General features: G+C 68.6%; 17 protein-coding genes. 5 read left to right on the forward strand and 12 right to left on the reverse strand.

The window, feature by feature from the left end:
• Positions 1–21: 21 nt before the first annotated feature.
• Both TSH64_RS20890 and TSH64_RS20895 read right to left on the reverse strand, forming a co-directional pair.
• Positions 22–966 (reverse strand): hypothetical protein, encoded by a 945-nt coding sequence (locus TSH64_RS20890; protein ID WP_146208055.1) that lies wholly within the window; start codon positions 964–966, stop codon positions 22–24.
• 367 nt (positions 967–1333) lie between these two features.
• Positions 1334–2671, reverse strand: a complete 1338-nt coding sequence (locus TSH64_RS20895; protein WP_109452878.1) for an amidase — start codon at positions 2669–2671, stop codon at positions 1334–1336.
• 328 nt (positions 2672–2999) lie between these two features.
• Between TSH64_RS20895 and TSH64_RS20900 the strand changes: the two genes are divergently transcribed.
• Positions 3000–4547, forward strand: a complete 1548-nt coding sequence (locus TSH64_RS20900; RefSeq protein WP_247873067.1) for an FAD/NAD(P)-binding protein — start codon at positions 3000–3002, stop codon at positions 4545–4547.
• Between the two features lie 13 nt (positions 4548–4560).
• On the opposite strand, the gene TSH64_RS20905 is transcribed toward TSH64_RS20900, so the two are convergent.
• The 5 genes from TSH64_RS20905 to TSH64_RS20925 form a co-directional block, all read right to left on the reverse strand.
• Complete coding sequence (locus TSH64_RS20905; protein WP_109447914.1) at positions 4561–5265, reverse strand: aspartate/glutamate racemase family protein; 705 nt, start codon at positions 5263–5265, stop codon at positions 4561–4563.
• Positions 5266–5278: 13 nt separating this feature from the next.
• Complete coding sequence (locus TSH64_RS20910) at positions 5279–6106, reverse strand: ABC transporter permease (RefSeq protein WP_109447916.1); 828 nt, start codon at positions 6104–6106, stop codon at positions 5279–5281.
• Positions 6107–6109: 3 nt separating this feature from the next.
• The gene (locus tag TSH64_RS20915) at positions 6110–7027 is read right to left on the reverse strand and encodes an ABC transporter permease (protein WP_109447918.1); all 918 of its coding nucleotides are present in this window, start codon (positions 7025–7027) and stop codon (positions 6110–6112) included.
• 198 nt (positions 7028–7225) lie between these two features.
• The gene (locus TSH64_RS20920; protein WP_109447920.1) at positions 7226–8539 is read right to left on the reverse strand and encodes a PotD/PotF family extracellular solute-binding protein; all 1314 of its coding nucleotides are present in this window, start codon (positions 8537–8539) and stop codon (positions 7226–7228) included.
• 60 nt (positions 8540–8599) lie between these two features.
• Positions 8600–9604, reverse strand: coding sequence for an ABC transporter ATP-binding protein (locus TSH64_RS20925; RefSeq protein WP_109447922.1), 1005 nt, complete (start codon positions 9602–9604; stop codon positions 8600–8602).
• 291 nt (positions 9605–9895) lie between these two features.
• On the opposite strand from TSH64_RS20925, the gene TSH64_RS20930 reads away from it, so the two are divergent.
• The gene (locus TSH64_RS20930) at positions 9896–10651 is read left to right on the forward strand and encodes a GntR family transcriptional regulator (RefSeq protein WP_109447924.1); all 756 of its coding nucleotides are present in this window, start codon (positions 9896–9898) and stop codon (positions 10649–10651) included.
• 93 nt (positions 10652–10744) lie between these two features.
• Here TSH64_RS20930 and nagE read toward each other — a convergent pair whose 3' ends face one another.
• A complete protein-coding gene (nagE, locus tag TSH64_RS20935) occupies positions 10745–12220 on the reverse strand; it encodes an N-acetylglucosamine-specific PTS transporter subunit IIBC (RefSeq protein ID WP_109447926.1) in 1476 nt (491 codons plus the stop codon).
• Positions 12221–12278: 58 nt separating this feature from the next.
• Positions 12279–13187, reverse strand: a complete 909-nt coding sequence (locus TSH64_RS20940; RefSeq protein WP_109447928.1) for an N-acetylmuramic acid 6-phosphate etherase — start codon at positions 13185–13187, stop codon at positions 12279–12281.
• Between the two features lie 207 nt (positions 13188–13394).
• Here TSH64_RS20940 and TSH64_RS20945 point away from each other — a divergent pair, with 207 nt between their 5' ends.
• Positions 13395–14153 (forward strand): GntR family transcriptional regulator, encoded by a 759-nt coding sequence (locus TSH64_RS20945; RefSeq protein ID WP_098736333.1) that lies wholly within the window; start codon positions 13395–13397, stop codon positions 14151–14153.
• 50 nt (positions 14154–14203) lie between these two features.
• On the forward strand, positions 14204–14869 hold the full coding sequence (locus TSH64_RS20950) for an HAD-IA family hydrolase (RefSeq protein WP_109447930.1): 666 nt from the start codon (positions 14204–14206) through the stop codon (positions 14867–14869).
• Positions 14870–14913: 44 nt separating this feature from the next.
• On the opposite strand, the gene nagA is transcribed toward TSH64_RS20950, so the two are convergent.
• From nagA to ptsG, 3 genes are all read right to left on the reverse strand, one after another.
• Positions 14914–16074: an N-acetylglucosamine-6-phosphate deacetylase gene (nagA, locus tag TSH64_RS20955; protein ID WP_109447932.1), complete on the reverse strand. Its 1161-nt coding sequence runs from the start codon at positions 16072–16074 to the stop codon at positions 14914–14916.
• Positions 16074–17135 (reverse strand): SIS domain-containing protein, encoded by a 1062-nt coding sequence (locus TSH64_RS20960; protein ID WP_109447934.1) that lies wholly within the window; start codon positions 17133–17135, stop codon positions 16074–16076. Before TSH64_RS20960 ends, nagA begins: the two co-directional genes overlap by 1 nt.
• Before the next feature lie 179 nt (positions 17136–17314).
• The gene (gene ptsG / locus TSH64_RS20965) at positions 17315–19099 is read right to left on the reverse strand and encodes a PTS glucose transporter subunit IIBC (protein ID WP_109447936.1); all 1785 of its coding nucleotides are present in this window, start codon (positions 19097–19099) and stop codon (positions 17315–17317) included.
• 330 nt (positions 19100–19429) lie between these two features.
• Between ptsG and ptsP the strand changes: the two genes are divergently transcribed.
• Entirely contained in the window at positions 19430–22006 is a 2577-nt protein-coding gene (gene ptsP / locus TSH64_RS20970; RefSeq protein WP_109447937.1) for a phosphoenolpyruvate--protein phosphotransferase, read from the forward strand.
• The last annotated feature ends 10 nt before the right edge of the window (positions 22007–22016 follow it).

Consider the following 22016-nt stretch of genomic DNA (forward strand, 5'->3'; position numbering starts at 1 on the left):
GCCGGGAGGGCGCAGGACCGGTCAGGCGGCGGTGTCGAGATGGACGCCGTCGGCGCCATGCCCATGCACCTGACCGTTCATCTGACCATGGCCGGGGTCGAGGTGCAGAGACTGGACGGTGTCGACGAACTCGTCGACAGCCGCCACCACGGCGGCGTTGCCGGTGACCGCACTGTCGCCGGACGCATAGTGGTTCAGAAAATGCTGCCAGATTGCGCTGCCACCATCGGCAGCGGCCTGACCGGTACCGGCATCGGTCGAGCCGTCATGCTGTGCGACCAGACGGTCGTGCCAATGCGGCGCGTCCCCGGTGCCGGTTTTGGTGTCGCCGTTCGCCGTCGTGGAGGAAGTGCTCCCGGTGGACGTTTCGGTCGATGTTCCAGTGGACGTTTCGGTGGACGTACCGGTGTCGGACGTCGTTTCCGCCGTTCCGGTGTGGCTGGTGGCGTCGGTCAGGTGTTCCTGGTGCAGCACGGCTCGGACCTGCTGCAACACACCCTGGACCGTGGCGGTGCTTTCGCCGGTGGCATCGGCCAGGACCTTCACCAGCGGATCGGCCGGCGGCTGATGCGTGGTGGCGTCGGAGGTCTTGCCGGTGGCGGCCTTGTCCGTCGCCGACGCATCGCTCGTCGAGCTATCGTTTGCCGTGCTGTCGGTGGTCGCCGTATCCGTCGCCATGCTGCCACTCCTGGCGTCGGCGATGGCCTTTTCGACCGCGACGTAGGCGGTCTTCAATTCGGCGACGGCACTGTCCGACAGCGTCGGAGCGCTGTGCCCGACGGTGGTGTCGGCCGTCGTGTTCCCATTCGTGCCGTCGGTGGCGGCATCGCCCTGGGTGTGCTGGTGCTGAAGCTGGTGGTCCCGGAACTCGGCGACTGCGCTGTCGGTGGTCGTGACGGATGAGGTCGGCGCAGTGGCCTTGGACGTCACGGACTTGGGCGTATCAGTAGCGAAGTTGGTAGCCATAGGAAGTCTCCAAGCATTTCAGCCGATCGCCACCCGGCATTCTCGCGCCAATATTCCCGGCGCCAGCGGATGGCATCCGACCATCACGCATGATGATCGTCGGCTCTCGTCTGCAGTCGTCATCCGACCGCCGACAGACAATAAGTGCGCTTTTTCCGCAAATTGAACCGGATTCTGTCTGCCGCCACTCTTTGACACCGCTTGTGACGATGAACGGTCATTTGGGAGTCAGGAATCGGTTATTTATGAACACTCACTTCTACTCTTTGGACATGGCGCACGTCCACATCGGTGATACGCATGGGGCCGTGATTCCTGCGCGGAAAATTCACGGCGCCATCATGGTCACAGCTCCCTTGGCGCAGGTTTACCTCAGCAGCACCGCTTCGATCCCGGCGGCGATGCCCAGCAGGCTGCGGTCGCTGCCACGCCGGCCCATCGCCATCAGGCCGACCGGCAATCCATCAGCGGGGATCGGCAGCGAGATCGCCGGCAGGTCGAACAGGTTGGCGACACGGGTGTTTCGCAGCAGCGCCAGATTGACGCGGTGGAAGGCCGCATCGTCCAGCACCTCGGCGATGGCGGGCGCCGTCATCGGCACCGTCGGCAGCAGCAGGACGGGATGGCGGGTCAGCCGCTCGTCCATCAGGCGGATCAAGGCGGCACGGCGGTTCTGCATGCGGACGTAATCGGCCGCCGGCGCCTTGCCGCCGGCCTCGATCCGCGCGCGGGTCTTCGGGTCGATGCCGTCGAGCGCCGTGATGCCGAGATCGGCCAGGGTCGCCGCCAGTTCGATGGCAGTGAAGACGCCGATGCGGTCCAGTTCCACCAGCGCGTCGAGTTCCGCCTCGATGGATCCGTCGACGACCTGCGCCCCGGCCGCCCGCAGCCGGTCGAGCGCCGCCTCGAAGGCGGCGGCGACGGCTGGCTCGGTCCCGTCGAACAGCCGCCCGCGCGGCACCAGGAAAGATTGCCCGGCAAGAGGCAGCGGGGACAGCGGGGCCAAATCGCCATTGGACAAGTCGCCATCGGAAAGGATGCTGTCCAGCAGTGCCGCATCCGCGACAGTGGCGGCAAGCGGCCCGATCACATCCAGCGTCGGCGACAGCGGAAAGGCTCCTTCCGACGGCAGGCGCCCGGCGGACGGCTTGAAGCCGACCGCACCCGACAGCGCCGCCGGAATGCGCAGCGACCCGCCGGTGTCGCTGCCCAGCGCGATCTCGGCCATGCCGTCGACCACCGAGATCGCCGCCCCGGACGAGGAGCCGCCCGGCACCCGCGAGCGGTCCTGCGGATTTCCGGGGTTGCCGCAATGGGGATTGATGCCGACCGCGGAAAAGGCGAATTCGGTCATGTGGGTCCGGCCGACGATGACCGCCCCCGCGGCGCGCAGCCGGGCCACCGCCCTGGCATCGCGCCCGGCAGCCGGACGGCCGCGTAGGATGGCGGAGCCGGCCGCCGTGGCATCGCCCGCCACGTCGAACAGCGCCTTCACCGAAACGATCCGCCCATCGAGCGGCCCCAGCGAGCGTCCCGCCGCCGCCCGGCGGTCGCTGGCGGCCGCCGCGGAGCGCGCCTCCTCCGCATAGAGATCGGTGAACACCAAGGCACCCTGCCGCGCCGGATCGGCAATCCGGAAAAGCGCCGCTTCCAGCCGGTCGCAAGCGGAAGCGTGGGGGGCGGACTGGACGGACGGCTTGGACATAGGGGCGTGCTCCTGATCGGTCTTGCGGCACGGCTGCGCGGTGGCGGCGGTGACCGAACGCATGTGCCATATCGGCGCGGACTTGGCGACAGCGATGATGCTGGTGAAACTGCGTAAAAAATCGGCAAATCCCTACTTTTGGAATAGTGTTTGCCATTCGGCCGATGGCGCGTGTCCCCGGCGCTGTGATATTCAGGGCAGAACGAAGCGGACCGAGCAGACACACGGCCGACGCGAGTCCCCTCTTTCAGCAATAGCCTGACGGGTTCGGGGAACAGACGCCAACGGCCGGCCTTTTCCGGAATGACTCACGGAAGGACGGACTTCGATGCCTGCAACGCCTCACTTCCCTCCCGCTGGCGGCACCCCGCCCAATGCTTTCCACCAACCCCGCCAGATCGCCATCGTCGGCGCCGGCTTCACCGGCAGCCTGCTGGCCGCCCACCTGCTGCGCGGTGCCCAGGCGCCGCTGGTGGTGCATCTGATCGAATATGGGCACCGGCCGGGCACCGGTGTCGCCTATTCCACACCGAACGGCACGCATGTGCTGAACGTCCGCGCCTACAACATGAGCGCCTATCCCGACGATCCGCGCCATTTCCTGCGCTGGCTGTGGAGCCGCGCGGACGGGCCGACGCCGGACGAGCCGATGCCGCCCAGCGGCCATGCCTTCGCCTCCCGCGCGCTCTACGGCGCCTATATCCAGGACGTCCTGGCGGAGGCCCAGGCCGAGGCGCCCGCCCATGCCCGGCTGAACCTGATCCGGGCCGAAGCGGTGGATGTCCGCACCGAAGCCCCGTCGGGAAGCCGGCCGGGAGTGCATGTGCGGCTCGGCGACGGCCGGGTGGTCAGCGCCGACACCGCCGCCCTCTGCATCGGAAATTTTCCGCCCTCTCCGCCCTGTCTGGCATCCCCGACCGCGGACGAGGCCTTCGCATCGGACCGCTTCATCGGCGACCCGTGGGATGCCGCCGCCATCGGCACCATCGACCGGGACGCTCCCGTCGCCATCCTCGGCACCGGGCTGACCATGGTGGACACGGTGCTGTCGCTGCTCGACCAGGGGCATCGCGGACCGGTCACCGCCGTGTCGCGCCGCGGCCTGCTGCCGCTGCGCCATGAGGAAACGCGGCCCTACACCTCCTTCCTCCATCCCGACGTGCTGCCCAGCACGGTTCTCGACGTACTGATCGCGCTCAAAGCCGATGCCCGGCGGGCGACCGCGGCCGGCTATGACTGGCGGTCAGCCTTCGACGCGCTGCGGCCGCACCATCACCGCATCTGGGCGCATCTGCCGATGGAGGAACGCCGCCGCTTCCTGCGCCACGCCCGTCCCTTCTGGGAGGTGCATCGCCACCGCATGGCCCCGCAGGTGGCAGACCGAATCGCCGCCGCCCGCGACAGCGGCCAGCTGAGTATCCTGCCCGGCCGCCTGAAGGACGCCGCTCTGACCGCGCGCGGCCTGGAACTGACCGTCGCCGAGCGCAGCGGCGGGGCGGAACGGCGGCTGACGGCGGGCGCGCTGATCAACGCCACCGGCACCAACTGCGACTACACCCGCATCCGCCACCCGCTGGTCCGCTCGTTGCTCGACCGCGGCCTCGCCCGTCCTGACGAACTGCGGCTGGGGCTGGACGTGACGGAAGGCGGAGCGGTGATCGCCGCGGACGGCACGCCGTCGCCGCGCCTGCTGGCGTTCGGGCCGGTTGCCAAGGCACCCTTCTGGGAAATGACGGCGGTGCCGGAACTGCGCAGCCAATGCGCCGAAGCCGCCCGCCGCATCCTGGGCGGCGGACTGGCGGGCGGAACGCTCTCGGCTCAGACAGGGTTGCCCGGCATCGGCACGCCGGACTTTCCGGAACCGCTGCCGTTGTAAGACGGCGGAGGGGTCACCGAGCCTTGGGCAACGGCGGCGCGTAGCCGCCGACCTTGCTTGTCCGCAGCCCCAGGGAGGCCAGCCCCTCCACCAGCTTCACGGCGGCGGTGACCCCATCCACCACCGGCAGGCCCATTTCCTCGCTCAGGGACCGGGCGAGGTCGGCCATGCCGGCACAGCCCAGCACGATGGTCTCGGCGCCATCCTGCTCCACCGCCCGGCGGATTTCCGCCCGCACCCGCTCAACAGCACCCGACGCCGGATCCTCTAGCGCCAGCACCGGCACGCCGGCCGCCCGGATGGTGCAGCGTCCGGCCATGCCGTAACGCTGGGCAAGCCGCTCCAGCGCCGGCACGGAACGGGCCAGCGTCGTCACCACGCTGAACCGGCCGCCCAGCAACCCGGCGGTCTGCATCGCCGCCTCGCAGATGCCGACCACCGGCGCGGTGGCGAGGCTGCGCGCGGCGTCCAGACCGACATCGTCGAAGCAGGCGATCACCGTGCCGGCAAGTACGCCGTCGCGCTGGTGACGCTCGATCTCCGCCAGCATGCCGGGAACCGCCAACGCCTCGTCGTAATAGCCCTCGATGCTGGCCGGACCGCCCGGCGGGTTGGTGGCGAGGATCTCGGTGCCGGGGGCCACGACGGTGCGGGCGGCGGCCCCGATCCGCGCGGTCATCGAGGCGGTGCTGTTCGGGTTGACGACCAGAATGCGCATGTCTTGGAAATCCTCAGTGGCCGCTTCGGCGCAGGCGACGGCGGCGCAGCAGGATCAGGCCCAGGAAGAACAGGCCGATCACGGTGAAGGAGAAGACCGTTGTCAGCGACCCCAGCGCATAGAGCACCGGCGTGGTGACGTTGGTGGTCATGCCGTAGATCTCCAGCGGCAGCGTGTTGAAGCTGCCGGCGGTCATCAGCGTGCGGGCAAACTCGTCGTAGGACAGGGTGAAGCCGAACAGCCCGACGCCGATCAGGCTGGGCAGCAGGATCGGCAGCACCACATGGCGCACCGTCTGCCACGGCGTGGCGCCGAGGTCGCGCGCCGCCTCCTCATAGGCCGGGTTGAAGCGGTTGAAGATGGCGAAGACGATCAGCAGCCCAAAGGGCAGCGTCCAGGTCAGGTGCGCGCCCAGCGCCGAGCTGTACCAGGACGGCTCCAGCCCCAGGATGTTGAAGAACAGGCCGATGCCCAGGCTGACCAGGATCGACGGCACGATCAGGCTGGCGACGGCGAGATAGAAAATCGCCCCGCTGCCGAGGAACCGGCGGCGGAAGGCGAAGCCGGCCAGCACCGAGAACAGCACGGTCAGCACCATCACCATCAGCCCCAGCGCGATGGAGCGGCGGAAGGACCCGCCGAAATCGCCCACCGCCTGCTGTTCGAACAGGTTGCGGAACCAGTGCAGCGAGACGCCGTTCATCGGGAAGGTCAGCCCGCCCTCCGGCCCCTGGAAGGACAGGATCAGGATGGTCGCGGTCGGGCCGTAGAGGAACAGCACGAACAGCGTGAAAAAGGCCCCCAGCAGATAGAAGGACAGGCCGCGGCGGGAGGTGTTCATCTCTCACAGCTCCTTGCGGATATCGACGATGCGCAGCATCGCCACCACCATGATCAGGACGACGGCCAGCAGGACCACGGCGTTGGCGGCGGCAGCCGGGTATTGCAGCAGCGAGATCTCGTTGGCGATCATCAGCCCGATGGAGGCGCTCTGCCCGCCGCTCATCAGCCGCACGGTGATGAAGTCGCCCATCACCAGCGTGACGACGAAGATGGAGCCGATGGCGATGCCGGGCTTGGTCAGCGGCAGGATGACGTTCCACAGCGTCTGCGCCGCACTGGCGCCGCCGTCGCGCGCCGCCTCGATCAGGGCGCGGTCGATGCGCATCATCGAGTTGAAGATCGGCACCACCATGAACAGCGCGTAGAGGTGGACGAAGGCCAGCACGACCGAGAAGTCGGAGAACAGCAGGAACTCCAGCGGCTGGTCGATGATCCCGGCGGAGATCAGGCCGGAATTGAGCAGCCCGTTGCGTCCCAGGAACGGGATCCAGGAGATCATGCGGATGATGTTGGAGGTCCAGAACGGGATGGTGCAGACTAGGAACAGGACCATCTGCCAGGTGGTGGAGCGCACATGGAAGGCCAGGAAATAGGCCACCGTGAAGCCGATCCCCAGCGTAATCGCCCAGGTCAGCGCGGCATATTTCAGCGTGTTCAGGTAGGTCTTCCAGGTGACCGGCGAGGTCAGCAGTTCGGTGTAGTTGGTCAGCACGAAGTCCGGGTAAAAGCGGACGCTGTCGTAATCCCAGAAACTGACGACGACGATGGTCAGGATCGGCACCAGCAGGAACAGCAGCAGCATGACGGTCAGCGGCGCCGCCTGGAGATAGGGCGCCACGCGCGGCAGCAGGCGACGCCGCCGCACCCTGCCGGCGGCGGCCGTGACGGACGGTCGGGACGTTTCGGCGGTCAGGGTCATGGGCGGGGTCCTGCGGGTTGGTGGATGTTGACGAGAATCCCCCTCTCCCCCCGGGGAGAGGGTCGGGGTGAGGGGGATGCATTGCGAGGGCTTGATAGGGAGAGGAGAGTGCGCGACGCTTGAAGATCCTCGCCGCGCGTCCCCCTCACCCTAACCCTCTCCCCAGGGAGGAGAGGGGATGGCCGGCAACAGCAAACATCACGCCGCGATGAACTCGTTCCACTTGCGGACCATGTAGCGGTCCTCGTCCATCACCGCGTTCCAACAGGCGACGCGGCCCATGCGGTCCTGGAACGAGCCGCCGTCGCGCACCGCGCCGGCCTTTTCCATCACCTTGCCTTCGGGGCTGAGGATGTCCGCCTTGGCCGGCTGACCCTCCATCCAGAAGGCCCATTCCTCCGGCGACATGTGCTGCTTGGCGGTGTCGAGCACGGCCGAGTAATAACCCTGGCGGTTCAGATAGGCACCGACCCAACCCGACAGATACCAGTTGATGTATTCATAGGCCGCGTCCAGCTCCAGCCCGCTCAGATGCTTGGCGATGCCGAGACCGCCGCCCCAGGCGCGATAGCCCTCCTTCAGCGGCTGGTAGACGCACTGGATGCCCTTGGAGCGAACGGCGGCGACGGCCGGCGACCACATCGACTGGATGATGACCTCGCCCGACGACATCAGGTTGACGCTCTCGTCAAAGGTCTTCCAGAAGGCGCGGAACTGGCCGGCCTTCTTGGCGTCGGTCATGATCTTGAGGGTCTTGTCGATCTCCTCCTTGGTCATGTTGCCCTTGTCGCCGTATTTGACCTCGCCCATCGCCTCGCAGACCATGGCGGCGTCCATGATGCCGATGGACGGGATGTTAAGCAGCGACGCCTTGCCCTTGAAGGCCGGGTCCAGAAGATCCTTCCAGCTGGAGATCGGCCGGCCGACCAGATCGGGGCGGATGCCCAGCGTGTCGGCGTTGTAGATGGTCGGGATCAGCGTCATCCACTCGGTCGGCGCCTTGGCGAACTTGGTGCTGTCCTTGCCCTCGACGAAGCCGACGGTGTGCGGGGCGGTGCCCTGGGCGATGGCGCTTTCAGGGGTCAGCTTGCCGGTGATGAAGATCGGGACGATCTTGTCGAAGTTCTTGATCTTCTTCACGTCCATCGGCTGCATGACGCCGGCCGGGAACACCTTCTTGCCGATCCAGTATTCGATGTCGGCGATGTCGTAGGATTTCGGCTGCGTCACCGCGCGCTGCGTCACCGCGTCCGAATCCAGCGCGGTCATCTGCAGGGTGAAGCCCAGATCCTCCTTCACCTTGTCGGCCACGGCGTTCAGGTTCGACACACCGGTGCCGAACTGGCGCAGCGTCACGTTCTTGATGTTCTGCGCCCAGATGGTCGGAAAGCCGGTGATGGCGCCCGAGCCGACGGCGGCGCCGGCCACGGCGGCGGTACCCTTCAGCAGGGTGCGGCGGCTGACGCCGGTCGACAACGTTGCGGACGTCGAAGGAGTACGGGTGTCGGTCATCGCTGAGCCTCCAGTCTGTTCGTCGTGTTGTTTTTTGATGAACGGTTTTTGAAAAAGGGGTCAGGCCACCAGCGGGTGGATGTCGCGGCGGCTCCAGCCGGCACGGACACGGTCGCCCACGCCGACCGGCGCATCGAAATAACGGGCCTCGTCCAGCACGACGGCGAACTCGTCGGCACCGGCGACATCGAGGCTGAGATGCACCGAGGCGCCATGATACTCCAGCGCGCGCACCGTGCCCTCCACCTGGATTTCGCTCAGCATATCGGTCCCGCCGAGCTGGATGCGGTCGGTCCGCACGGCGCAGCGGCCGGCGTCGCCCACCACACCGCCCTCAATGACGTTGTGGCCGCCGATGAAGCGGGCGACGAAGGCGGTGCGAGGCTGGTTGAACAGTTCGCGCGGCGGCCCGGCCTGTTCGATCCGGCCCTGGTTCATCACCACGGCAAGGTCGGCCAGCGCCATCGCCTCGGTCTGGCTGTGGGTGACGTGGATGAAGGTGATGCCGATGTCGCGGTGCAGGCGCTTCAGCTCCTCCCGCATGCGCACCCGCAGGAACGGGTCGAGCGCCGACAGCGGCTCGTCCAGCAGAAGCACGCCCGGCCGGGTGATCAGCGCGCGGGCCAGCGCCACGCGCTGCTGCTGTCCGCCCGACAGCTGAGCCGGCAGGCGGCCGGCATATTTGCCCATGTCGACCAGATCGAGCATCTCGCCCGCCCGGCGCCTCCGTTCCTCCTTCCCGACACCCTTCATCTTCAGGCTGAAGGCGACGTTGTCGGTGCAGTCCAGATGCGGGAACAGGGCGTAGCTCTGGAACATCATTGCGGTGCCGCGCTTGGCCGGGGGGTCGTCATTGACCACCGCATCGCCGATCAGCAGGTCGCCGTCGGTGATGTCCTCGTGCCCGGCGATCATCCGCAGGGTGGATGTCTTGCCGCAGCCGCTCGGCCCCAGCAGGCAGCAATAGGACCCGGCAGCGATCCGGAGATCGATGCCGTCCACCGCCACGGTCGCTCCATAGGCCTTGCGCAGCTTCACCAGCTCGACCGTCGAACCTGCCGTCATCGAAGCGCCTCCGGAATTGTGCACAATCTGCGCGGTCGTTTGTGACCGTTCCGCCATCTGCATCCCGCGTGCCAACGGCCGAATGGCGGAAACTCACCGATCCCATCGCCGCTCATTGCGCAAAGAGGCGGCATTTGTGCAGCAGTTCGGCTCAGTGGCGCGATTTTGTGCACTTCTGGTCAGGGCGATCACCAGCATCCTGCTCAAGCGATTGCGGTTCCTTCGCTGGCCCACTTTGTGCACAATCTTCGGTACGTTTCCCGTACACCGGTTAAAGCACCTCCCCCACCCATGACCACCGCCGCCCCTGCCAAGCCAGCCCGCCGCACTCCCCTCGCCCGCACCGGCGCGCCGCGCGGCAGCGCGGAATCCCGCATCGTCCGCAGCATCGGGGAGGCCATCGCCGACCGCCGCCTGCCGCCCGGCACCAAGCTGACCGAGGAAAGCCTGGCCGAAGCCTTCGGCGTCAGCCGCGAACGGGTGCGGAAGGTGCTGCTTCTGCTGGCGCAGCGCCGGGTGGTGACGCTGATCCCCAACCGTGGCGCCTTCGTCGCCAAGCCGTCGCCGAAAGAGGCGCGCGAGGTGTTCGAGGCACGCCGGGTGATCGAACGTGCGATCATGGAACGGCTGGAGCGGCTGCCCCGCCCGCTGTCCGACGACATGCTGGAGAAGCTGCGCGGCCATGGCGCGCTGGAGGATGCGGCGGAACTTGCCGCCGACCGCAAGGCGATGATCCGCCTGTCCGGCCAGTTCCACCTGCTGCTGGCCGAGTTCGCCGGAAACGCGACGTTGGCCGGCATCCTGACCGACCTGATCGACCGCTCCAGCCTTGCCATCGCGGCGTTCGAGCGGCGGTCGTCGCACACCTGCTCCGCCGACGATCACCGCCGCCTGATCGCCGCCCTGATCGGCAACCGCCCCGGCGAGGCGACCGCCCTGATGATCGAGCATCTCGACGAGGTCGAACGCCAATTGGATCTCGAGGCGAAGACCGACACCCGCATCGACCTGAAGGCGATCTTCGCCGACGAGCCGGAAACCGCCTGACGGCACGGCTTCGATAAGGGGCGCTTGAAACAGAAAAACCCCGGCTTCCATCGGAAGCCGGGGTTTTTCAAACAGGTTTTGGCAAGCTGCCGATCAGACCCGCAAGCCGGCCGATGCGTTCAGCGAGTCCTGGATCTCGCCCGCCAGCTGGTCGGCAATCGGACCGACGATCACCTGGACCGAATTGGCCGACGGCTTCACCACGCCGCGGGCGCCGATGCGCTTCAACTCCACCTCGTTCACCCGGCTGGCATCGGCGACGTTCAGGCGCAGGCGCGTGGTGCACGCCTCCACGGACCGCAGATTGCCGGCCCCGCCCAGGGCGGCGACATAGGCGCCGGCACGGTCGCTGACCGCCGGGGCCGCCGCGGCCGACGCAGTGGCGGGCCGGACACCGGAGGCGGCCGGTGCCTGACCGGCGGGAATGGCGATGTCGTCGCGGCCCAGCGTCTTCAGGTCGAAGCGCTGGATGACGAAGCGGAACAGCCCGTAATAGATGGCGAAGTAAGCGGCACCCACCGGCAGCAGCAGGATCGGGTTGGTCGCCTTGCCGTAGTTCAGCACATAGTCGAAGAGGCCCGCCGAGAAGCCGAAGCCCAGCTTCACGTTCAGCACGTCCATCAGCACCATCGACAGGCCGGTCAGCACGGCATGGACGGCGAACAGCGCGGGCGCCAGGAAGATGAAGGCGAATTCCACCGGTTCCGTCACGCCGGTCAGGAAGGCGGTCAGCGCCATCGACAGCAGCACGCCGCCGACCGCCGCGCGGTTCTCCGGCTTGGCGGTGTGGTACATGGCGAGGCAGGCAGCCGGCAGGCCGAACATCATCACCGGGAAGAAGCCGGCCATGAAGGCGCCGGCGGTAGGGTCGCCCTTGAAGAAGCGGTTCAGGTCGCCGGTCACGCCCTGGTAATCGCCCAGCAGGAACCAGGCGATGTTGTTGATGATGTGGTGCAGGCCGGTGATGATCAGGATACGGTTGAGCACGCCGTAGAGGAACAGGCCGATCTTGCCGAGCCCCAGCACGCCGGTGGTCAGCGCGGTCAGTCCGGAATCGACGACGGGCCAGCCATAGCCGAAGACCAGCGCGATTCCCAGCGCCGCCAGACCGGTGACGATGGGCACGAAGCGCCGCCCGCCGAAGAAGGCGAGATAGTCCGGCAGCTTGATGTCCTTGTATTTGTTATAGAGCTGACCGGCGATGATGCCGATCAGGATGCCGACCGGGATGCTGATGCGGCTGGACATCTTCGCCACCAGCTCGGGCGCGACACCGCTCAGCACCACCGCACCCTTCACCGCCACGAAATAGCCGACGGCGCCGGCCAACCCGGCGGCACCGTGGTTCTCACGGGCAAAACCGATGGCGATGCCGACGGCGAACAGGACGCCCAGGTTGGAGAAGACGGCGTCGCCCGCCGCGGCGATGAAGGCGATGTTCAGCAGGTCGGGCTGGCCGATGCGCAGCAGCAGCCCGGCGATGGGCAGCACGGCGATCGGCAGCATCAGCGCCCGACCCAGCCTCTGGACGCCCGAAAAACGGTCGCCCGACAAACGATCAGCAGACATTCGGACGTCTCCCAGTGCAACGGGCTCCGGCCTCACGGGGCCGGGCCTCACATGTTGGTCATTCTTGCGTGTTAGCCCCCGGCCGGGCCTGTTCCATGGCGCGGCGCAGGTTGCCGCCGGTTGCGATCAGCAGCCGGTCGATCTCCGGCGCCTCCAGCCCGGCCAGCCCCAGCACGGCGCGGCGCACGTCGCCGTGCCGCTCCAGCGCCGCACCGGCAGCATCCTCGTCCACCCCGGCGATGCGGGCGACCATGGCGGTGCAACGGCGGCGGAGCTTGGCATTCTCCGGCCGGACATTGATCATCAGGTTGTCGTAGACATTGCCGAGTGCCGTCATGACGCCGGTCGAAAACAGGTTCAGAACCACCTTCTGAGCGGTGCCGGCACCGAGCCGGGTCGATCCGGCGATCACTTCGGCCCCCGTCGCGGTCAGCACCGGATGCTCCACCGCCTCCAACAGAGGGGAGCCGGCGCTGCTGGCGATGCCCATGGTCAGCGCTCCCGCCTCCCGCGCCGCGCGCAGGACGCCGACGGTGTAGGCGCTGGCGCCGCTTGCGGACAGGCCGACCACCACGTCGTCGGCGCAAACGCCCGCCCGCGCTGCATCGGCCCGCCCTGCTCCCTCGTCATCCTCCGCCGCCCCGGCCAGCCCGCGCGACAGGTCGAGTCCGCCGGCAATCAGCAGCACCAGCCGCTCCGCCGGCCAGTCGAAGGTGGGACCCAGATCCAGCCCGTCGAGGGCCGCAACCATCGCCGACGATCCGGCCCCGGCATAGACCAGCCTCCCGCGTCCAGCCGCCAGACGATCCGCGGCCGCCTCCACGGCGGCGGCAACCAGCGGCAAGGCAGGAGCGCAGGCGGCGAGTGCGCGCGTCTGCCCCTCCCACAGGGCCGTCATCAGCTCGGCGGCCGGCCACACGTCCAGCCGGCTGTACCGGTTCGCCGCATCTTCCGTGCCGCCCGCCATCGTTCCGGCTCCGCTGTCGCCCCGGCATTCGGTCCGGGGGTTGGTGGTATTAGATTGGACTGTATGCGCAGAATACCAAAATCCGGACATTCCGCAATCTGAAACTGGTTGTAATTGTGCTTGCACCTCCGCATCCCGTCCGCCGCCTGTTGCCCAAAGGCCTTTCAGTGGTATCATGCCGGTCCCGGAGCACTGGAGTGGTTGCCGATGTCCACTGCCGCCGCCGCGGCCCCGTTCGACCCGACCGCCCTGTCGGACGCCCTGCCCCTGCCGCTGTACCTGCAACTGGCGCGGCATCTGCGGACGCTGATCGTCGAGGGCAGGCTGACCGACCAGGACGCCCTTCCCGGCGAGCGGGAGCTGGCGGAAACCTTCGGTGTGTCGCGCGTCACCGTGCGCAAGGCCCTGCGCGAGCTGATCGCGGAGGGGCTGCTGCATCAGCGCCAGGGGGCCGGCACCTTCATCAACCGCAGCCCTCATGTGGAACAGCGGCTGTCCGCCCTGACCAGCTTTACCGAGGATATCGGCGGGCGCGGGCTGAAGCCGGATTCGCGCTGGCTCAGCCGCTCGGTCGCCACCGCGACGCCGGAGGAGGCGATGGCGCTGGGCCTGCGTCCGGGGGCGGAGGTCGTGCGGCTGCACCGGCTGCGGCTGGCCGACGGCACCCCGCTCGCCATCGAACTCAGCGCCCTGCCGACCAGCGTCCTGCCCGATCCCGATCTGGTGCAGGGTTCCCTGTACGAGACCCTGCGCGGGCGCGGCCATCCACCCTTCCGCGCCCTGCAACGCTTGTCTGCCATTCGCCTGCCGGCGGATCAGGCGACGCTTCTGGGGGTTCCCGACGGCGCCCCCGCCCTCTACATTGAGCGCCGCACCTTCCTGGAGAACGGAACCCCGCTGGAGTTCGTCCGTTCCCACTACCGCGGCGACGCCTATGACTTCGTCGTGGAACTGTCGCTGGTCTGATCCCCCCGGACCATTCCGTCCCACACAGACGTTTCCAACGAGAGCGAGCGATGAAGCCTGCCCTTGATACCCCGTTCCGCGTCCGCGCCATCCTGTTCGACATGGACGGCACCCTGATCGACACGAAGGGTCCGGTTGAACGCTCCTGGCGCGCCTGGGCCGCCCGGCACGATCTCGATCCCGAGGCGATCCTGGCGGTCTGCCACGGCGTCCGCAGCATCGAAACCGTCCGCCGCTTCGCCCCCGCCGGTGCCGACATCGACGAGGAGGTGCGTCTGGTGGAGGAGTGCTACACCAGCGATACCGAAGGTGTGCGCGCCGTCCCCGGCGCGCTGGAGCTTCTGCAATCGCTGCCGCGCCACCGCTGGGCGGTGGTGACCTCCGCCCCGCACGACATGGCACGGAAGCGCATCGCCCAGGCCGGCCTGCCGCTGCCCGACCTGCTGATCGGCGCCGACAACGTCACCCAGGGCAAGCCCCACCCCGAAGGCTACCGCACCGCCGCCGAAAAGCTGGGCTTCGACCCGCGCGACACCGTGGTGTTCGAGGATGCCCCGGCGGGACTGGCCGCCGGCAACGCGGCAGGCGCCTGGGTGATCGGACTGACCACGACACTGCCGGCGCATGAGTTGGACGGCAACCTGTCCCTGCCCGACCTGACCGCGCTGCGGGTGCGCGTCGACGAGGATGGGCTGGAGATCGTGGCGGTGGGCTGACGGATCGTCGGAGTGTGGGCATCGGCAGCCGATAGCTGAGCGCCCTAAGCCCACCGCCACTCCCCGTCGACCCAGGTTCCGCGCACCGTCAGATCCGGCCGCAGCAGCACCAGATCGGCCCGCCAACCCGGCGCGATCCGGCCGCGCTCGCTCGCCATGCCTAAGAACTCGGCCGGATAGAGCGACGCCATGCGCAGCGACTCTTCCAGCGGCAGGCCGATCAGCGTCCCGGCATTGCGCACCGCCGTCGCCATGTCGAGGTCGGCCCCCGCCAGAGTGCCGTCGGCCAGCACCAGCCGCCCGTCGCGCCGGTAGATCGTCCGCCCGTTCAGTTCGAAGCGATCCGCGTCGGTGCCCGTCGGCGGCATCGCATCGGTCACCAGCATCATCCTGCCCCGCGGCCGGGCAGCCAGCGCGGCGCGCATCATCAGCGGGTGGACATGATGCCCGTCGGCGATCAGCCCACACCAGGGCCGCCCGTCGCCCAGCGCCGCCCCGGCCGGGCCGGGCTGGCGGTTGGCGATGCCGGGCATGGCGTTGTAGAGGTGCGTCACCCCGCGCACGCCGAGATCGAAGGCCTCGACCACCCGCTCGGCGCTCGCCATCGTGTGGCCGACCGATAGGATCACCCCCGCCGCCATCAGCCGGGACAGGGCCGCATCCTCCACGCATTCCGGCGCCAGGGTCAGCAGCACCCGGCCGCCCGACATCCGCCCCGGCAGACTACCGATGAAGGCAAGATCGCCCTCGTCCGGTGCGCGGACGAAGCGCGGATCGTGAGCGCCGACCCGCTGCGGGCTGATGAAGGGTCCTTCGAAATGGATGCCCAGCACACCGCTGCCCGGCTGTGCCACCGCCGTCACCGCGGCCTCGGCGGCGGCGCGGTGGCAGTCGGGGGTGTCGGTGATGATGGTCGGCAGCAGCCCGGTGGTGCCGAAGCGCCGGTGCGCCGCGGCGATGGCGAGCGTCGCTTCCACAGTCGGCCGCTCGTTGAACAGCACGCCGCCGCCGCCATTGACCTGGATGTCGAGGAAGCCGGGCGCCAGCAGGTCGCCGGCCTCCAGCGCCACCGTCCGCTCGACGTCCGGCAGGGTGCGGCCAGGCGCCAGGATGTCGAGGATGCGGCCATCGGCGACCAGCAGGCTGCGGCCGTCGAGGATGGTCTCGCCCGTGAAGATCCGGGCACCGGTCAGGAGCTGTCGCATCAGACGGTCTTCGTCACTTTGGCAAGGTTGGGCGGGCTGTCGGGGTCGATGCCGCGGGCCAGCGCCAGTTCATAGACCGCGCCATAGAAGCTCTGCAATGCCGCCAGCGGTGCCGCCTCCGGTGCGATCCCCGGCAGGCTCGGCAGCAGCGTGGTTCCTGTAAGCCCCGCTTCGGTGGTGGCGACGTTGGCCCCCAGCCCGACGATGCGCTCCACCACCGCGCGGGTGTGCGGCTCCGCCGCATCGGGCTGGGTCAGGGCCAGCACCGGGAAGCCGGGGCCGACCAGCGCCAGCGGGCCATGAACCACCTCCGCCGCGCTGAAGGCTTCGGCGTGCAGTCGGCAGGTTTCCTTGAACTTCAGCGCCATCTCCAGCGCAGCACCGAAACCGACTCCGCGCCCCAGCACATAGAGGTTCCGCGCGGTGGCGAGCGGCATCAGCGCCGGCCTCCAGTCCAGCCCCTTCGCCGCCTCCAGCGTGTCGGGCAGGGCCGCCAGCGTCGCCTTCAGCGCCGGATCGTCCTGCCAGTGCGCCACCAGCTGCAGATAGGTGGCCAGCGAGGCGATGCAGGATTTCGTCGCGGCGACGCTGCGTTCCGGCCCAGCCGCCAGCGGCAGGAAATGGTCGCACATCTCCGCCAGCGGCGAGTCCTCGGCATTGACGAAGCCGACCACCCGCGCACCGCCGGCCTTCGCCGCCTCCACCAGCCGCAGCAGGTCCGGGCTGCGGCCCGACTGCGAAACGGCGACGAACAGTGCGCCTTCCAGGTTGAGATGCCCGCCATAGACAGAGGCGATGGACGGCCCGATGGAGGCCACCGCCCGTCCGATCCGCGTCTCGATCAGATATTTGCCATAGGCAGACGCGTGGTCGGAGCTGCCGCGGGCGCAGGTGACGACGAAGCGCGGCGGCTCGCGTCGCAGGCGTTCGCCCAGTTCGGCGAAGCCGGCGCCACAGCGCTCGATCTGCCGGGCCACCGCGGCGGGGGCCTCCGCTGCCTCCACCGCCATCAGGGGAGTGGAGCGGGAGGGGGTGAAATCTGGAATGCCCTGATCGGTCATGGCGGCGCTCGCGATTGACTGGTATAGATACCAATGTAAGACCTTCTTGCGCCGGAGGCCAGCGTCCATTGGTGGAATCTCATCACGACAGTCGCCGCAATGTGGAAAAGAAAAGCGGCGCGACCCGGGAAAGGTCGCGCCGCACGATAAAACCACTCAAATACCAGATAGGGTTCCCGCTATTCGGCGGCGCGCCGTCCGCCCGGCAGCATGCCGGTCATCGCCCCCGCCAGCGCGTCGGCATCGTTGCCGACGATCAGGTCGAGGCCGTTGGCGCCCAGCCCCATCACCGCGCGCACGCCGGCCCGCTTCAGCGCCTCGGCATTCGCCTTGCCGGCGTCGCTCAACTCGACCCGCAGACGGGTGGTGGCGAATCCGGCCACGTCCTTGATGTTGCCGGCGCCGCCCAGCGCCTCGGCGATGCGGGCGGCGCGGTCGGCCGGGACAGCCGCCGCGGCCGGAGCGGATACGGGCTTCGCCGTCACCGGTGCCGTCACCGCGGCGGGACCGTCGGCTTCCGCACCGGCGCTGTGCAGATACTCCTGCATCTCCGTCTTCAGATTCTCCGACAGGGTGCCGAACACCGCCTGCACGCTGTCGCGCACCCGCAGCACGCCGGACGCGCCCATGCCGCGCAGCTTGCCGTCATCGACGCGGGCCGGATCCTTCACCACCACGCGCAGGCGGGTGATGCAGGCGTCCAGATTGCTGATGTTGCCCCGTCCGCCGAATGCCAGGACGAGATCGCGCGCCCGCTCGCTGCCGGTCGCCGTGCTGACGCTGTCCTCCGTCGCGTCCTCGCGGCCGGGGGTCTTCAGGTTCAACGCCAGGATGGTGTAACGGAACACGACATAATAGATCGCCGCATAGACCGGCCCCAGGATCAGCACCAGCCACCATTTCTGCGACAGCGGGCTCAGCGCGTTGAACAGAACGAAGTCGATGCCGCCCTGCGAGAAGGTGAAGCCCATATGGGCGCCCAGCGAGTTCATGATGAACTGCGAGGTCGCCGCCAGAACCGCATGGATCAGGTACAGCACCGGCGCCAGGAACAGGAAGCTGAACTCGATGGGTTCGGTGATGCCGGTCAGGAAGGAGGTCAGCGCGGCGGACACCATGATGCCGCCGACGCGCACGCGATTCTCCGGCTTGGCGGTGTGCCACATGGCGATTGCCGCGGCCGGCAGGCCGAACATCTTGAACAGGAAGGCGCCGGACAGGATGCCGGCGGTCGGGTCGCCGGCGAAATAGCGGGCGATATCGCCATGGACCACCTGCCCGGCGGCATTCTGGAAGGACCCGATTTCGAAGAAGAAGGGCACGTTCCAGATGTGGTGCAGGCCGAAGGGGATCAGCAGGCGTTCGACGAAGCCGTAGATTGTCGCGGCCAGACGCGGATCGTTCACCGCCGCCCAGCGCGAGAAGCTGTTGATGCCCTCCTGCACCGGCGGCCAGACCACCGACAGCACGATGCCCAGCACGATGGCGGCCAGCGCGGTTACGATCGGCACGAACCGCTTGCCGGCGAAGAAGCCGAGATAGGCCGGAAGCGCGATCTTGTAGAAGCGGTTGAACATCGCCGCCGCCAGCCCGCCGGCCAGGATGCCGCCGAACACGCCGGTTTCCATCGACTTGATGCCCATGATGGTCTTCGGCTCCATGCCCCAGACCCCGGTCATCACGCCCAGCGTGGCGAGCATCACGATATAGCCGATGGTGGCCGCGATGGCCGACACGCCGTCATTCTCGGTGTAGCCCAACGCCACGCCGATGGCGAAGATCAGCGGCAGGTTGCCGAAGATCACATCGCCGGAATTCTTCATCAGCATCGACAGCAGCGGCGGCATCCATTCGAAGTTCGCCGCACCGATACCGAGCAGCAAGCCGGCGACGGGAAGGACCGCCACTGGCAACATCAGCGACTTGCCGATTTTCTGTAGAAACGCAAAGGGGTTCATTGCCATGGCGGCTCTCCCGCAAATTGTCCGGCGGCGGCGACATCCTGAGTTCCGGATGGGTCGGCCCTGGGTGGAACTACAACCTGACCCATGCTCGGGTTTCACGACATAGGCGACATAGCGCGCCGGGCAAGCTTGCGGCTTATCCCCGATGCGCCATGCGGGGTGCGGATTGGCCGCAGGCTTCCGCCTTTCCCGGACGGGATCTTTCGATAACATATGACGAGAATTGCGCTTGGGCTATGCGGCGTCTGCGCACAGACGGCGTCGGACCGGAGGCACCCGCCAGGGGATGCCCGCTGCGGTCGAAGCGATAAGAAAAGAGGACCGAACCACATGACCGCGATCACGCTTGCAGCCCCGCTGGCCGGATGGGCCATGCCGCTGTCCGAGGTGCCCGATCCCGCTTTCGCCCAGGGGCTGGTCGGAACCGGCATGGCCATCGACCCCACGGTGAACGAGTTGCGCAGCCCTTGCGACGGCACCGTGCTGTCGATCCACCGGGCGCGCCATGCCTGCACCGTCCGCACCGCCAGCGGGGCGGAGGTCCTGCTGCATCTGGGGGTCGACACCGTCGGGCTGAACGGCGAGGGCTTCACCGCCCATGTCCGGGACGGGCAATCGGTGAAGACCGGAGACCGCCTGATCAGCTTCGACATGGATCTGGTGGGAAGCCGGGCGCAGAGCCTGGTCAGCATGATGGTTGTGGTGAATGACGGCTACACCGTCGACGGCCAGTCGGTGGATCGCGAGATCGCCGCCGGCGACGCGGCGATGACCGTCCATGGCGGCAGCGGCGCCGATGCCGGGCTCCCCGCCGCCGGCCCTGACTCGGAAGAGGAAGGAGAGGGAGAAACCGGCGAGCGGAGCGTCGTGCTGCCCATCGCCAACGGGCTGCATGCCCGCCCGGCGGCGGCCCTGGTCGCCGCGACCAAGGCCTATCCCGGCACCGTCACCCTCCACTGCCGCGACCGCCGTGCCAACGCCAAGAGCGTGGTCGCCCTGATGGGGCTCGGCACCGTACTCGGCGACCGGCTGACGGTGCGCGCCGCCGGCCCCGGCGCCCAGGACATGGCGGAAAGCATCGCCGTGCTGATCGAGGGCGGGCTGGGCGATCCGGTTGTCGCAGGTGCCGGTTCACAGGCCGCGCCGGCTGCATCCCCCGCCGCCGCCCCGGCCCAGCCGGCCGCGGAGGAAGAGATCGGCGCGCCCTTCGCCGCTGGCGAGGAGGTGCTGCTGAAGGGCACCATCGCCGTGCCGGGACAGGCGGTCGGCACCGTCGCCCGCCGGTTCCGCACCACGGCGCGCGTGGTCGAACAGGGCGCCGGCGCGCAGGTCGAGGAGCCGCGCCTGCGCCGGGCGCTGGAGCGGGTCGTCGCCGGCCTGACGCAATCCGCGCAGCGGATGCCCGAACATGCCGCCATCTTCCAGGCCCACCGGGAGCTGCTGGACGATCCGGAGCTGCTGGACGGGGCGCTCGCCGACATCCGCAGCGGCAAGAGCGCCGAATGGTCCTGGCAGTGCACGGCACGCCGTCAGGCCGACGCCCTGGCCGCCCTCGCCGATCCCCGCATGGCCGAACGCGCCGCCGACCTGCGCGACCTGGAACAGCAGGTGCTGACCGCCCTGTCCGGGAAGGAGCCGGATGTCGGGCTGGCCGAACTGCCGGCCGGGAGCATCGTGCTGGCCGACGAGATCCTGCCCTCCGACCTCGCCGGGGTTCCCGCCGGGCGGCTGGCCGGCATCGGCATGGCGCATGGGGGGCCGACCTCCCACGCCGTCATCCTGGCGGCGGCGCTGGGCGTGCCGACCGTGGTGGCGCTGGGCCGGCAGGCGGAGCGGGTTCCGGACGGCGCACCCGTCGTGATCGACGGCAACCGCGGCGAACTGCTGGTCTTCCCGCCGGAGGACACGCTGGCGGCGACCCGGACCGCCGTCGCGGCCCGCACGGCGCGGCGCGAGGAGAACCGCCGGTCCTCCCGCGAGGAGTGCCGCATGGCCGACGGCACGCGGATCGAGGTGTTCGCCAATCTGGGCCGGGTCAGCGACGCCCCCGGCGCCGTGGTGGAAGGTGCGGAGGGCTGCGGCCTGCTGCGCACCGAATTCCTGTTCCTGGAACGCCAGTCCGCCCCGACGGAGGACGAGCAGTACCAGCAGTATCAGCAGATCGCCGACGCGCTGGAAGGCCGGCCACTGGTGATCCGCACGCTGGATGTCGGCGGCGACAAGCCGCTGTCCTACCTGCCCCTGCCGAAGGAGGAGAACCCGGTGCTCGGCCTGCGCGGCGTCCGCGTGGGCCTGCGCGAACCGGAGCTTCTGCGGGCGCAGATCCGCGCCATCCTGCGGGTGAAGCCGGCCGGCGTCTGCCGCATCATGGTGCCGATGATCGCCTCGCCGTCCGAACTCCAGGCGGTGCGGGCGATGGTGGATGAGGAGCGATTGAGGCTCGGCCGGGCCGAACCCATCGAGCTGGGGGCGATGATCGAGGTGCCGGCCGCCGCCCTGATCGCCGACCGCATCGGCGCGGTGGCGGACTTCCTGTCCATCGGCACCAACGACCTGACCCAGTATGTGCTGGCGATGGACCGTGGCAACCCGCATGTGGCGGCGCAGCTCGACGCGCTGCATCCGGGCGTGCTGCGGCTGATCCGCCTTGCGGTGATGGGGGCGAAGACCCACGACCGGGTGGTCGCGGTGTGCGGCGGCTCGGCCTCCGACCCGATGGCGGCGCCGCTGCTGATCGGGCTGGGCGTCACCGAACTGTCGGCCACCCCGGCGGTGATCGCCGACCTGAAGGCGTTCATCCGCACCCTGCGCATGGAGGATTGCCGCCGCGTCGCCGAAGCCGCCCTCGGCACCGACAGCGCCGACGAGGTCCGCCGGCTGGTCACGGAGACCTGGCCGGCGCTTTGAGATCCTGAAG

The sequence above is a fragment of the Azospirillum sp. TSH64 genome (assembly GCF_003116035.1).
Lineage (GTDB): Bacteria > Pseudomonadota > Alphaproteobacteria > Azospirillales > Azospirillaceae > Azospirillum.